Here is a 13,164-nt window from a genome sequence, read left to right as displayed (position 1 = left end):
CTCTGGTAATAGATTCTGAATCACGCTCGTTCCTCGCTGTCCAGAATGACGGGGAGATAGTGGGTCATTCCAGCGAACCTAAGTGAGACTAGGAATCTACTCACCGCCCGCTTTGAAGCCAAAATCCTATCTCATCAATCCGAGCACTCTGGTAATAGATTCTGAATCACACTCGTTCCTCGCTGTCCAGAATGACGGGGAGATAGTGGGTCATTCCAGCGAACCTAAGTGAGACTAGGAATCTACTCACCGCCCACTTTGAAGCCAAAATAATATCTCCCAATTCGAGCACTCTGGTAATAGATTCTGAATCACGCTCGTTCCTCGCTGTCCAGAATGACGGGGAGATAGTGGGTCATTCCAGCGAACCTAAGTGAGACTAGGAATCTACGCACCGCCCACTTTGAAGCCAAAATCCTATCTCACCAATCCGAGCACTCTGGTAATAGATTCTGAATCACGCTCGTTCCTCGCTGTCCAGAATGACGAAGAGGAGGGCACTCAAAGCAAAGTCGAAAAGTGGTTTATTTCTCGTCGTCTGGCAGTTTTACATTCAACTCAAGAACTGAGATATCATCGTCTTTGTGTTCAAATGTCAGATCGACCATGTTTGGATCAATCGCGACGTATTTGCTGATCACCTTCAGAATGTCCTCTTTCAATTGAGGCAGATAAGAAGGTGCAGGGTCGTTCTGGCTGCGGCGCTCAGCAACGATGATTTGCAAACGTTCTTTAGCTAAACTGGCCGATGTTTTTTTCTGAGGGCGGAAAAATTCTAATAGTGACATGTCTAGCCTCCGAACAGTCGTTTAAAGAGTCCTTTCTTCTCCTCAGTAAGGAAACGAAATTCAACCTCGCTACCAAGAAGGCGCTCTACGGTATCAGTGTACGCCATGCCTGCATCCGTATTTTCATCGAAAGTAACGGGTACGCCCTTGTTTGATGCGTTCAGTACCGCTTGGCTTTCAGGAATCACGCCTAACAAAGGAATGTGAAGAATGTCTTCGACGTCTTGTACACTCAGCATTTCACCTTGGTTAACGCGAGCTGGATTATAGCGAGTCAGCAACAGGTGCTGTTTCACAGGCTCAAGGCCTTGCTCCGCGCGCAGTGACTTAGAATCCAAAATGCCCAGAATACGGTCAGAGTCACGAACAGAGGAGACTTCAGGGTTGGTCGTTACAATCGCTTCATCTGCGTAGTATAGCGCCATTAGAGCACCTTGCTCGATACCCGCTGGTGAGTCACAGATGATGAAGTCAAAGCCCATTTCACCGAGTTCAGTGAACACGCGTTGTACACCATCTTTGGTGAGTGCGTCTTTATCACGTGTTTGTGAAGCGGGAAGAATGAATAAGTTATCCGTGCGCTTATCTTTAATCAGCGCTTGGTTTAGCGTTGCTTCACCGTTGATGACATTTACAAAGTCATACACGACGCGGCGCTCACAACCCATGATCAGATCGAGGTTACGCAAACCGATATCAAAATCGATCACCGCAGTCTTATTGCCCTTAAGAGCCAGACCTGAGGCGATGGCTGCGCTTGAAGTGGTTTTACCAACGCCACCTTTACCAGACGTTACTACAATAATGCGTGCCATTTTATTTCCTTTTTAGACTAAATAGTGAGTGCTTCCAGACGTAATGATTCTTCGGCTTTACTGATCATTACTTTCTTTTGCCAATACTCACTCTCAATTTGATCGCTCAACCAGTAATCGCCAGCAATGGAAACCAGTTCAGCTTGTAAATCGTGACAAATAATATGAGCTTCTTGCTGCCCGCTCGCTCCGGCAATCGCGCGTCCACGTAGGGTGCCATGAATGTGGATAGAGCCATCTGCTATCACCTCTGCACCAGCACTGACGTGCGCGAGTACCACTAAGTCGCCATCTTTAGCGTAGACTTGCTGACCCGAACGGACGGGGGTGCGAACCACTTTTGTCGGGGCGATTTTAGCTGGAGCTTGAGTCGGCGACTTGCTTGCAGACATAATCGCAAAGCCAGCTTCTGAGGCAAGATTTTGAACGCGCTTATCTTTGCAACCCGTAACCCCGACAGGAATAAACCCGGCGTCAGCAATCCCTTGTTTCAGCGCCCTGAAATCAATATCGCCTTCGACTTTTGCTATATTGATAATCAAAGGAGCGGATGCGAAGAAAGAAGGGGCTTGAGAAACCTTTTCTTGCAAAAAATCGACAGTTTTGTCGACCTCATTATCAGAAAGGTGTAAAACTGACAAAGTAAAACTGCTACCTTTAAGGTCTGGTGTATGGGTCATCGTGGACTACTTGCCTTTATTGAAAGAGCGTTGCCTTAAACTAGGTCTGTCATGTTATATTCCATCCTCTGACGCAGCAAGTTCTCAAGCGGGCAAATCCGAGATTTAATCTCAAATTTGCTATTAAGTTTGCGAGAATTTTACGTTTTCAACAAAATCCGCGCTAAAAGCGGATAAATCAGCACAAAAGGCTTGTCATGCTTTGTTCTATTTATAAAAGCGCAAAAAAAGAAGGCGCTTATCTTTATATCCCGAAAAAAGACGATTTTTCACAGGTTCCTGACACGTTAATGCAAATGTTCGGTAAGCCTATGCCAGTCATGACGATCAAACTTGATGGTCGCACTTTGGCGCAAGTTGATATCGAGAAAGTGAAGGCATCATTACAGAATGAAGGCTTCTTTTTGCAATTACCACCTCCGCCAGAAAACCTACTAGAAAAATACAAAGAACAAAAAACTCAGCAGAAAGGCGAACAGTAAGTCCGTTTTTCATCTGAGAATACTGCCTTACTCAAGGAGGGCAATATGAAAAAGATATTGGCAACGATGCTCAGTGTTGGCATATGTACTTCAGCGTTTGCAAGTAATGAGGGCTTTGAGGAGTACCTCAATAAATTGCGTACAGAAGCGCGTGCTAAAGGCATCTCTGAACAGGTGATCAGTGCCGCTTTTGCTAATGTTGAATACAAACCTCGTGCGGTTAATGCAGACCGAAATCAACCGGAAAAGAAACTGACGTTGGATGAGTACATTCCTCGGGCGGTACCGGAATGGAAGGTAAAGCAAGCGAAGCAATTGTACAAAGAGCATTACGCAGAGTTAAAGCGCATTGGTGACGAATATGGCGTGCAACCGCGCTTTATTGTCGCACTGTGGGGCGTGGAAAGTAACTTCGGTAAGTTCACCGGTAATTTCCGCGTGATCGATGCGCTATCGACCATGGCATTTGAAGGTCGTCGTGAAGAGTTCTTCCGTAAAGAAACCATGGCAGCGCTGCAAATTCTAGATGAAGGCCATATTGGGTTAGAGAGTTTCAAAGGCTCTTGGGCAGGTGCGATGGGCCAGTGTCAGTTTATGCCAAGCTCATTCCTACGCTTTGCCGCAGATGGCAATGGCGATGGTAAGAAAGACATCTGGCAATCAGAAGCGGACGTGTTTGCTTCTACCGCGAACTACCTAAGCGAATCGGGTTGGGACGACAAGTTCACGTGGGGTCGTCAGGTGAAGGTGCCACACGGTATCGACCACAATCTTGAAGGCCGCGGAGAAGAGAAAGGCAAATACCTGCAAGAGTGGAGCAAGCTTGGTATCACCAAATACGATGGCAGCCCATTACCTAAGTTGGACGAAGACATCAAAGCGTGGCTAATCATGCCCGACGATGAAAACGGTCGTACTTACTTGGTGTACAACAACTACAATGTGTTGATGAAGTGGAACCGCTCTTACTACTTCGCACTGGCGGTAAGTCACTTAGCTGACCGCATCACATTCTAAGTTGAATTTCTCAATACGGCTTCCAAGCTATTGCCACGGGCGTAATGGCGAACTTGATGAGTGCATCAATCGCTGGCGTGATTTTGAGCCTTTAACATATTAGAGCGCTGCGTTTCTGGAATCGGGAACGCTTCGCTTCGAGAGGGTAGAGGAAGACAGTTTTGGCTCAGACGCATCTTCTTGCTCCCTCAAAAACAAAAGGGTTGACGCTTCTCGTCAACCCTTTTCATTTCTTCGAATCTCGAATCTATTTCTTCGTATGGAACTGCTCGCAAGCCAGCATCGTATTCTCAATCAAGCTTGCAACGGTCATTGGACCAACACCACCTGGTACTGGAGTAATGAAGCTTGCGCTTTCACGCGCTTTATCATATTCCACGTCTCCGACTAGCTTGCCAGATTCAAGGCGGTTAATACCAACATCAACGACCACGGCGCCTTTCTTAATCCACTCACCAGGAATGAAGTTTGGTTTACCAACGGCGACCACAACCACATCGGCTTGGCGTATATGGCTTTCTAGGTCTTTGGTAAAGCGGTGACACGTTGTTGTTGTACAACCTGCAAGTAGCAACTCTAGCGTCATTGGACGGCCAACAATGTTCGATGCGCCAACCACGACCGCGTGCTTGCCACGTAACTCAATGTTGTAACGATCGAGTAGGGTAATGATGCCTTTTGGCGTACAAGAGCGCAGTTTAGGAATGCGCTGGGCTAAGCGCCCAACGTTATAAGGGTGGAAGCCATCCACGTCTTTTTCTGGGTGAATACGCTCAAGAACGTGCGTTGTATCAATACCCGCAGGAAGAGGCAACTGAACTAGAATGCCATCGATTTCTGCATCGTTGTTTAACTCGTCAATCAGAGACAACAACTCTTCTTCCGAAGTGGTCGCAGGAAGGTCAAAAGACTTAGAGATAAAGCCAACTTCTTCACACGCACGGCGCTTACTGCCAACGTAAACTTGCGAAGCAGGATCTTCACCAACAAGAACAACCGCAAGACCAGGAGCGCGAAGGCCAGCCTCAACGCGAGCTTTCACTCGTGCTGCAACTTCTGATCGAACAGTTTGGGAAATAAGAGTTCCATCTATATTTTGAGCAGTCATGACTTTCCTTTTTAAATAAGAAGGCTAATTATTTGCAGCGCATTGTCGCAGAAAATGGATTTAACATCCATAAGCAAACGTTTGCCTTGGGGTTCTTTTGAACATTTTTCGCATCATTGGCCTTTTTTTAGACATTCAGATCAGAATGTTACGAAAACCCGTTGATTTAAGCGGTTGAACTCGTATAATCCCTCCTGTAGCGCGCCCTTAGCTCAGCTGGATAGAGCACGTCCCTTCTAAGGATGTGGTCGCAGGTTCGAATCCTGCAGGGCGTGCCATTTATTTAGAAGCCCCGATAGCTCAATGAGTTATCGGGGTTTTGTCGTTTTTGGCAATCATAGTCACGTTTATAGTCTAGTAAGCAATTTACTCAAACGTGCCTCAACTTAGTTGTGACAGAAACTAAGTTGTGTGATGTCACCCCTCCTTACCCTGAGCGATAGCACAATCGTTTTTCTATCATCTTGTTAGGCACTTCATGAATGGACCTAGATTCAGTTCTGTATGTTAATGAATTGCGTTAATGGTTATGTGCATATTTCGGAGCATTCCGATCAGTCATTTCCCCCCTGTGTCAGCATAGTTGTCGTCTAGATTTTTAAGGAGATAACTATGCCAGCAAATCCAGTTCCAATTGATGTGAAAACAAAAGGTCAAACTTGGTTGTTACCACCATATAATTGGTCTCATCGAAGAATTGCTAAAGAATTAGATGTGAGTCCTTCCGTGGTATCTAAGTGGAGAAATGAACTTGTTGAAAGCGGCCTATTGTCTACAGAGCCGACGTTAGAAAATACTACTAATGATTATTCAGCGGAGCAGAGATTTTTCATAGTGATTGAAACTGCAACAATGTCTGAACGCGAGTTAGCTGAATACTGTAGGTCTAAAGGGTTATTTGTCGATGACGTTAAAGCCTGGCGAGCACTATCTATCAAGGCGCAGAGCGCAACATCGACTTCAATATCACACAAAGAAAATAAGCAACTACGTGAGGAACGCAGAAAGGTAAAAGCGCTGGAGAAGGAGTTGGCACGTAAAGAGAAAGCACTTGCTGAAACGGCTGCACTACTAGTTTTGCGGGAAAAGTTCAATGCCCTCTGGGAGACCAACGAGGAAGACTGATTCCTATCTCAGAGCGGCTTAAAATAGTCACACTTGTTGATGAAGCTGTACGTAAAGGGGCAACAAAGACAAAGGCTTGCTCCACCGTTGGGTTATCAATACGAACGTTTCAGCGCTGGACACGGAACTCTGCCGAAGTCACAAGTGATATGCGTCAGCATCCTCGGCAGCACGAACCTCATAATAAGCTATCAGAAGCCGAAAGGCAGCAGATATTGGATATCTGCAATACACCAGAGTATGCAGATTTACCGCCGAATACCATCGTTCCAATGTTGGCTGATGAAGGCATTTACATTGCCTCAGAGTCCACATTTTATCGTGTATTAAAAGCAAACAACCAGCTAGGTAAGCGAACTCGCAACAAAGTTGGTACAAGCCCTTCTCGACCAAAGGTCCAAAAAGCCTGCAAACCAAATCAGGTATGGAGCTGGGATATCAGTTATCTGCCATCGAAAATACGAGGGAAGCACTATTACCTCTATTTGATAATGGATATCTTCAGTAGAAAAGTAGTAGGTGCAGAAGTGTATGATCAGGAGCTAGGCGAATATGCAGCGGAGTTACTCCAAAGAACAGCATGGCGGGAAAAGTGTGTGCAAGGCAACATCACTTTGCACTCTGACAACGGTGCTCCTATGAGAAGTTACACCATGCTTGCAAAGATGCATGACCTTGGGGTCGTAAGCTCTTATTCTAGGCCAAGAGTAAGTAACGACAACCCATACTCTGAGTCGTTGTTCAAAACAATAAAGTATTGTCCTTCATGGCCAGTGGATGGGTTTTCTTCCATTGAAGACGCTCGGTGCTGGGTTGGTAATTTTGTTGATTGGTATAACAAGGAGCATAAACACAGTGGCATAAAGTATGTAACACCTCAGCAGAGGCATTGCGGCGAGGATAATGAAATTCTACGACAGCGTATGCAAGTCTACCGACGTGCTCAATTGACTCATCCAGGCAGATGGAGTCGGCAAACGAGAGACTGGAGTTATATCGATGAGGTGTACTTGAACCCTGAAAAGTGTGCCGCGTAATTATTCACGTTACTAAATTGTAAAAAAGACGACAACTTGCTTGAAAAACAGCGGAAACGAGCGTTCGCAATCACCGAAATACGCATAGTTCTGATTCACCAAATTTCTTCAAGCTGAAACGCCGAAATCAACGGTCAAACTTATCCACTACACCATCTAACGACATATTGAAATTAAACCTGTAGGATGAGCATCAATAAAGAAAGCCACTCGGTGAGTGGCTCGTAACTTTTATTTAGAAATGATATCCCAAAACCACGCGTCTTCTGTATCTTTCTGTGCTGCAATATACAGCTTGTCAGCTCCATCGACGGTTGCGGTGTATGCGTAACCACCATAATTTCCTTCAAATTCTGCATACTCTAAAGAGCAGCCAGAAACTACAAAGTCGAGCTCATAATAAAACTCTTTGGCAGTCAGCTGGCCAGTTGCTACGTTACAATACGTCACGTATGCAGTTATTTGCCCGCTTTCTTCAATATTCCAAACGGTGCCAGGATCAATATCTGAATATGCAAAGGGTTGCATTTCGGTTATAGACAGACTGTTAGTTTGCCTTTCAAGTGGGTAGGATTCGGTGTCGCTATAGACGACATCACCTGTCGTGGAGTCAACTTGTGAATAATTGTATGTCACTGTAGCACTAGTGTCATTATCAGCTGTAAGTACAATTTCTTCCGAAAAATCATACCCTAATGAAGACCATTGGTCAGTTGCTCTTAAGGTATTTTGAGATATTGTATATTCATGTCGTTCGGCATAATAAATACCGCTATCTTCCACTGAGATTAGCCCTTCGCTGGCATCAATTAGCGTTACATCGCCGAACTCATCAACATATATTCCATCTAAATTATAGGTAGTGGTAGCACCGTCTCCACCATCGCTACCACCACAAGCTGTTAAACCCAACACAATAATCGACGTTATAAACTTTTTCATTTTTATCAGTCCTTTATTAAAAATCAATGCCATTCTAAGAAACTGTTTTCAAAAAGAAATAGTCATCATATATAAGTGCTATTTGTTGTATTGGTTTCATAATGTTTCACTTTCAAAGTGTAGATAGCCTCACATAGAATAAATACATACAAAGAATTATGATTAACGCGAAGTTTCATTTTTTAAGTTATATATCAACTCTATTAAGAAATTTCACTCCCAGTATGAGGTTTTAAAACACGCAGTGGGGCAAATCTGAGTTAACCCAGTTAAGTCCTGCGTGTGTCACACCAATCGATATTACTATGCAAACCTAAGAAACAAATCTTATGGCGAGTTGAAAACTCAGGTACAGTCTTGTACGATTCGTACCGCGTGACTGTGCTCACGGTAGAAAGCGCCCTTAGCTCAGCTGGATAGAGCACGTCCCTTCTAAGGATGTGGTCGCAGGTTCGAATCCTGCAGGGCGTGCCATTTATTTAGAAACCTCGATAGCTCAATGAGTTATCGGGGTTTTGTTTTTTTAGTCACCATACTTTTTAGCGCAACGTTCTCTACAACTTTTGCACTACCTTCTAGTCTTTGCAATCAATAGCACTTACTATGTGTTTAGTTTAATTGCAGTCTTACCTTTATGTCCTCAACTTCTAGTTTCTATAACCAAAATGCGAGCTCATTAGCGGAGCAATACAACTCGACAACATTCGAAAAAGTTCATGCGGAATGGTCAGCCTTCTGGCCTCATTCTGGCGACCGTGTCCTTGATGTTGGGGCGGGTTCTGGCCGAGATGCTAAGTGGATGTCAGAGCAAGGCTGTGAAGTCATTGCTATTGAGCCAGCCGCGTCTTTGCTGCAGCAAGGAAAGTCTTTGACAGGTGATGCTGTTACTTGGCTAGATGATGCGTTACCAGTACTTGAGAAGACGACGAATCTGGGACTGCGTTTTGACCTGATTTTGGTTAGCGCGGTCTGGATGCATCTAGCAACCTCTCATCGTGAACGTGCCTTTCGTAAGCTCTCCAACTTGCTAGCGCCCAACGGACGGTTGGTGATTAGTCTTCGACATGGCGAGTTTACTGATGGGCGAAAAGCTTACCCAGTCTCCGTTCAAGAGTTAGAACAACTTTCAAAGAACAGTGCTCTTATGGTGAGGCACATATCTGACAGTGACGATCAGCTCAAACGAGATAATGTGTACTGGCAAACTGTCGTGATGTCTTTACCTGATGATGGCTCAGGTGACCTAAACAAAGTGCGTCATATCATTGTTAATGATTCAAAATCCGCCACTTATAAGTTAGCGTTACTGAGAACCTTATTGCGTATTGCTGACGCACACTCAGGAGCAGTGATTGATCGGACTGATGGCAGGGTTGCGATTCCTCTTGGGTTGGTTGGTCTGTATTGGATTCGTCAGTTTAAGCGTCTCATCGACAAAGAAAATATTCAGCAAAGTTCCAATGCATCAAAAGGGCTTGGTTTTATTAAGCCTGATGGTTGGGGGAAGCTTTTTCACTTGAGCCCTGATGATTTAGCGATTGGTACTGCTTTCTTTGGGGATGATGTAGTGGCTTTAGACAAAGCGATCAAAGACAGCTTAAAAACCATAAAAGACGGGCCAGTGACTTACACTTATCAAGGTGATAAATCGAACCCGTATTTCGAAATGGTTCGTTCCTCGAAGAAGCATAAAGACTCGATCGTTATTGATGGGACTTTTCTTGAAAGCTATGGCCAATTTGTTCTTGATGAGAGTTTGTGGGATTGCTTTAGGCTCTATCACTCTTGGATTGAGTCGCTGGTGGTTAACCAATGGATTCTTGAAATGCAGCGTTTCAGCTCAAACCAAGAACGAGGAATCACACTACAAACGTATCACGATTGTTTGGTTTGGATTGATAAAGACCACGACACTCGCACCGTGCGCAAGAGGGTAGAAGAACTGCGCTCTAGTCAATCTGAGATAATCAGTGTTTGGAGCGGTCGTAAGTTACGCAATGAATATCACGTCGATCATTGTTTGCCTTTTGCATATTGGCCGAACAATGATAAATGGAATCTTCTACCAACCTCTAAAACGGAAAATTTAAACAAGCGTGATCGGCTTCCTGCAGTGTCTCGATTGAATACCTCAAAGCAACGCATTTTGGATTGGTGGGAGTTGGCATGGGGTGAATCAGGCACCCTAAACCAGTCGTTTTTTACTGAAGCATCGTTGTCTTTACCTAACATCCCAGCCTCTTGTCAGGATTTTGAACAGGTATTTGAGGCTATGGGATTACAAATTCGTGGTGTGAAAAGCCGACTTTGTATTGCCGAGTGGTGATTGTTTAGCCGAAATATGTTCTTCCTCGATAATAGAATAGCCTCCAGTGCGGAGGCTATTCTATCAGTGCTCAAGCTCCGCCTCTTTCACTGGCTCAGTTTCGGTTACTCTTACCTGTATGATGCGGTGGTTTCGTACGTGCAGTACCTCAAAGCGCCACTCTTGGTATACGACTATCTCTCCTTGTTTGGGTACTCGGCCAAGCAACCAGGTAAGCAAACCATTAAGTGTCTGGAAGCCTTCACTTTCTTCCCCTTCAATGTGACTAAGCGCGAGCTTGTGCTTCAGTTCATTGAGAGGGATTAATGCGTCCATTAGCCAACTGCCGTCTTTTTGTTTCTTCGCCCAAATTTGCTGGGGTGCCATGCCCAGTTCTCCCGCGATGGATTTCAGCAAATCATAGTGGGTCACCAAGCCTTGTACATCCCCATACTCATCAACGATAAAGACCATTTCGGTGCTGGTTTGCTGCATATGATTAAGCAATGGTAGGCCTTTCATGGATTCAGGGACAAAAAGTGGCCTTTTGACGAGCTTACCCAGACGAGTGATGGAGAGGTGATCGTATTCATCCAGCAGGGCTTTGGAGGAAATGGTGCCAATGATTTTGTCGAGCCCACCTTTGCATACCGGCCAAACGGAGTGTTGAGTTTGGCGCAAATGTTTGAGAATAGAGTCTATCGGTTGATCCACATCGAGAAAGTGAATGTCACATCTTGGTGTCATCAACGATAGAGCGAGGCGGTCATTCAGTAGCAGTAAATTTCTTATCATCAGTTGTTCTTGAGGCTCAATCGCACCGGATTCTGATCCTTCGCTGACTACGGCAAAGATATCTTCTTCTGTTACCGCCTCACTATTGCCATTTTGACCGAATAACATGAGCAAGGCGTCGGTGGAACGGGTCAGAAGTATCACAAATGGGGTGGTGAGCTTGGCTAGCCAATGAATAGGGTAGGCAACGATAATGGCGATGTGCTCAGCGTTGTTTTGGGCAAAGCGCTTCGGAACCAGCTCGCCAATGACAATCGCAAAGTAGGTAATGAGGATAACAACCGTAGAGGTGGCAAGCACGGTCGCGATTTCGCTCTCCAGCCCTTGGGCAACGAGCCAGTGCTCAAAAGGAACAGATAATGTGGCTTCTCCAAAGATCCCGCTAAGAATGCCTATCACAGTGATGCCGATTTGAATCGTAGAGAGAAATAGCGTTGGATTGTTTTTTAGTTGCAGGGCGAGACGAGCAGGCGAGCTGTGTTCAGCAATCTTTTTTAGGCGGCCACTTTTGGCGGTGACTAACGCAATTTCAGACATGGCAAACACGCCATTGAGCGCGATCAATCCAACGAGTAGTAAAATGTCCATGATTTTTCCAGTAATCTACACCTCATCAGCATAGCGAGGTTCGGGAATCAGAAACGTGAAGTCGCGAATACATCATCACGCTGCAACAATAGAATGCCTTATTAATAGGATAGAATTTGTTTATTGAATGTGGGGGATGAAGTGCAGAGGAATGGTTCTGTTACTTAGTACGGATTCTGATACACTACGCGCCCATTTCCTCTGTTGAGACGTTTCTATGCCATTTTCTAAGCTTGGTTTAAGCACACCAATCACTGATGCAGTGTTGGCGCTGGGTTATGAAAAACCGACTTCTATCCAACAAAAAGCCATTCCAATTGTTCTGCGTGGTAGCAATCTGATTGCGGCAGCGCAAACGGGCACCGGTAAAACGGCGAGCTTTGTATTGCCGATTTTAGAAAAACTCAGTAAAGGGGAAACGCAACGTAAAAAGCGTGCACGCGCGATCATCTTAACCCCAACGCGTGAGCTCGCACTTCAGGTTCATCAGAGCATTGAAGCGTACGGTAAGAACTTACCACTTCGTTCAATGGCGATGTTTGGTGGTGTGGATTACGCCCCGCAAAAACAAGCACTGATTGAAGGCGTTGATATTGTCGTAAGTACACCTGGTCGTTTGATTGACCTTTATGGCCAGCGCGCCATTCACTTTGATGAAGTGGAAATGCTGGTGCTGGATGAAGCGGACAAGATGCTGGATATGGGCTTCATCGATGCGATTGATAAGATCGTTGATTGTTTGCCTGAGGACGTGCAAAGTCTGCTGTTTTCTGCAACGTTATCGAATCCAGTTCGCGATTTGGCCAAGAACGCGATTGTCGACCCAGAAGAAATCACGATTGCTAAGCACAGCGCATCGAAATCAAACATCAAGCAATGGATCACCACCGTCGATAAAGACATGAAATCGTCGTTATTGAGCCACATGCTGACTCAGAACAACTGGTCGCAAGTGTTGGTGTTTATCGAAACTAAACACGGTGCGGCGAAGCTGGTTACTCAGCTAGAAAAGCGTGGCATTGTGGCAGAAGCCTTCCACAGTGGTCGCAACCAACGTGTTCGCCAAGAGTTGATTGAGCAATTTAAAGCGGGTGAAATTCAATACCTAGTGGCAACAGGCGTGGCGGCGCGCGGTATTGATATTGATAACTTACCAGTGGTCATCAACTACGATTTGCCTTTCCCTGCGGATGAATATGTACACCGTATTGGTCGTACAGGACGTGCTGGTGCGCAAGGTGAAGCCATTTCATTGGTATCAAAAGACGATTTCAAAAATCTATGCATGATTGAAAGCCGCCTTGGTCACCTGCTAGAGCGTGTGGAAATCGAAGGCTTTGCACCAAGAAAACCAGTACCGATTTCGATCTTGAACTACGTACCGAAGAACAAACGCAAACCACAAGATCAGCGTTCTCGTCGCGACAACGATGAAAAGCCTAACGCGAACTAGTTCCGTGTGAATCCCTTTCGTTGAGATCT

General features: G+C 45.3%; 11 protein-coding genes and 2 tRNA genes. 7 read left to right on the top strand and 6 right to left on the bottom strand.

What is annotated here, in order from left to right:
- Nucleotides 1-524 precede the first annotated feature (524 nt).
- Genes minE through minC form a run of 3 tightly spaced genes read right to left on the bottom strand, consistent with a single transcriptional unit; the run spans nucleotide 525 to nucleotide 2,283 of the window.
- Nucleotides 525-788 carry a cell division topological specificity factor MinE gene (minE, locus tag AK965_RS14920; RefSeq protein WP_099080352.1) on the bottom strand — a complete coding sequence of 88 codons (264 nt, stop codon included), beginning with the start codon at nucleotides 786-788 and terminating at the stop codon, nucleotides 525-527.
- Nucleotides 789-790: 2 nt separating this feature from the next.
- The gene (gene minD / locus AK965_RS14915) at nucleotides 791-1,603 is read right to left on the bottom strand and encodes a septum site-determining protein MinD (protein ID WP_099080351.1); all 813 of its coding nucleotides are present in this window, start codon (nucleotides 1,601-1,603) and stop codon (nucleotides 791-793) included.
- 17 nt (nucleotides 1,604-1,620) lie between these two features.
- Nucleotides 1,621-2,283, bottom strand: a complete 663-nt coding sequence (gene minC / locus AK965_RS14910) for a septum site-determining protein MinC (protein WP_099080350.1) — start codon at nucleotides 2,281-2,283, stop codon at nucleotides 1,621-1,623.
- A 197-nt stretch (nucleotides 2,284-2,480) separates the two neighbouring features.
- On the opposite strand from minC, the gene AK965_RS14905 reads away from it, so the two are divergent.
- Nucleotides 2,481-2,765, top strand: a complete 285-nt coding sequence (locus AK965_RS14905; protein WP_099080349.1) for a YcgL domain-containing protein — start codon at nucleotides 2,481-2,483, stop codon at nucleotides 2,763-2,765.
- Nucleotides 2,766-2,810: 45 nt separating this feature from the next.
- The gene (locus AK965_RS14900; protein ID WP_099080348.1) at nucleotides 2,811-3,782 is read left to right on the top strand and encodes a lytic transglycosylase domain-containing protein; all 972 of its coding nucleotides are present in this window, start codon (nucleotides 2,811-2,813) and stop codon (nucleotides 3,780-3,782) included.
- A gap of 247 nt (nucleotides 3,783-4,029) precedes the next feature.
- Here the strand turns inward: AK965_RS14900 and folD are convergent, their stop codons facing one another.
- Complete coding sequence (gene folD, locus AK965_RS14895) at nucleotides 4,030-4,890, bottom strand: bifunctional methylenetetrahydrofolate dehydrogenase/methenyltetrahydrofolate cyclohydrolase FolD (RefSeq protein ID WP_099080347.1); 861 nt, start codon at nucleotides 4,888-4,890, stop codon at nucleotides 4,030-4,032.
- Between the two features lie 201 nt (nucleotides 4,891-5,091).
- On the opposite strand from folD, the gene AK965_RS14890 reads away from it, so the two are divergent.
- Together AK965_RS14890 and AK965_RS14885 are read left to right on the top strand one after the other, a co-directional pair.
- Nucleotides 5,092-5,168 (top strand) — tRNA-Arg (locus tag AK965_RS14890).
- A 334-nt stretch (nucleotides 5,169-5,502) separates the two neighbouring features.
- Nucleotides 5,503-7,052 (top strand): IS3 family transposase gene (locus AK965_RS14885; RefSeq protein WP_253252702.1). Its coding sequence is split into 2 segments (ribosomal slippage): nucleotides 5,503-5,983 and nucleotides 5,983-7,052, totalling 1,551 coding nucleotides; the frame shifts between segments, so codons are not numbered across the junction.
- A 231-nt stretch (nucleotides 7,053-7,283) separates the two neighbouring features.
- Here the strand turns inward: AK965_RS14885 and AK965_RS14880 are convergent.
- Nucleotides 7,284-7,994, bottom strand: coding sequence for a hypothetical protein (locus AK965_RS14880; RefSeq protein WP_099080345.1), 711 nt, complete (start codon nucleotides 7,992-7,994; stop codon nucleotides 7,284-7,286).
- Between the two features lie 397 nt (nucleotides 7,995-8,391).
- Here AK965_RS14880 and AK965_RS14875 point away from each other — a divergent pair.
- Together AK965_RS14875 and AK965_RS14870 are read left to right on the top strand one after the other, a co-directional pair.
- Nucleotides 8,392-8,468 (top strand) — tRNA-Arg (locus AK965_RS14875).
- A 160-nt stretch (nucleotides 8,469-8,628) separates the two neighbouring features.
- Entirely contained in the window at nucleotides 8,629-10,320 is a 1,692-nt protein-coding gene (locus AK965_RS14870; RefSeq protein ID WP_099080344.1) for a class I SAM-dependent methyltransferase, read from the top strand.
- Between the two features lie 63 nt (nucleotides 10,321-10,383).
- Here AK965_RS14870 and AK965_RS14865 read toward each other — a convergent pair whose 3' ends face one another.
- A complete protein-coding gene (locus AK965_RS14865; protein ID WP_099080343.1) occupies nucleotides 10,384-11,682 on the bottom strand; it encodes a hemolysin family protein in 1,299 nt (432 codons plus the stop codon).
- Nucleotides 11,683-11,899: 217 nt separating this feature from the next.
- On the opposite strand from AK965_RS14865, the gene AK965_RS14860 reads away from it, so the two are divergent.
- Nucleotides 11,900-13,135 carry a DEAD/DEAH box helicase gene (locus AK965_RS14860; RefSeq protein WP_099080342.1) on the top strand — a complete coding sequence of 412 codons (1,236 nt, stop codon included), beginning with the start codon at nucleotides 11,900-11,902 and terminating at the stop codon, nucleotides 13,133-13,135.
- The last annotated feature ends 29 nt before the right edge of the window (nucleotides 13,136-13,164 follow it).

The sequence above is a fragment of the Vibrio sp. PID17_43 genome, from assembly GCF_002608565.1.
Lineage (GTDB): Bacteria > Pseudomonadota > Gammaproteobacteria > Enterobacterales > Vibrionaceae > Vibrio.
The sequence above is the reverse complement of the archived record's forward strand: the minus strand, read 5'-3'. Positions and strand labels throughout refer to the sequence as shown.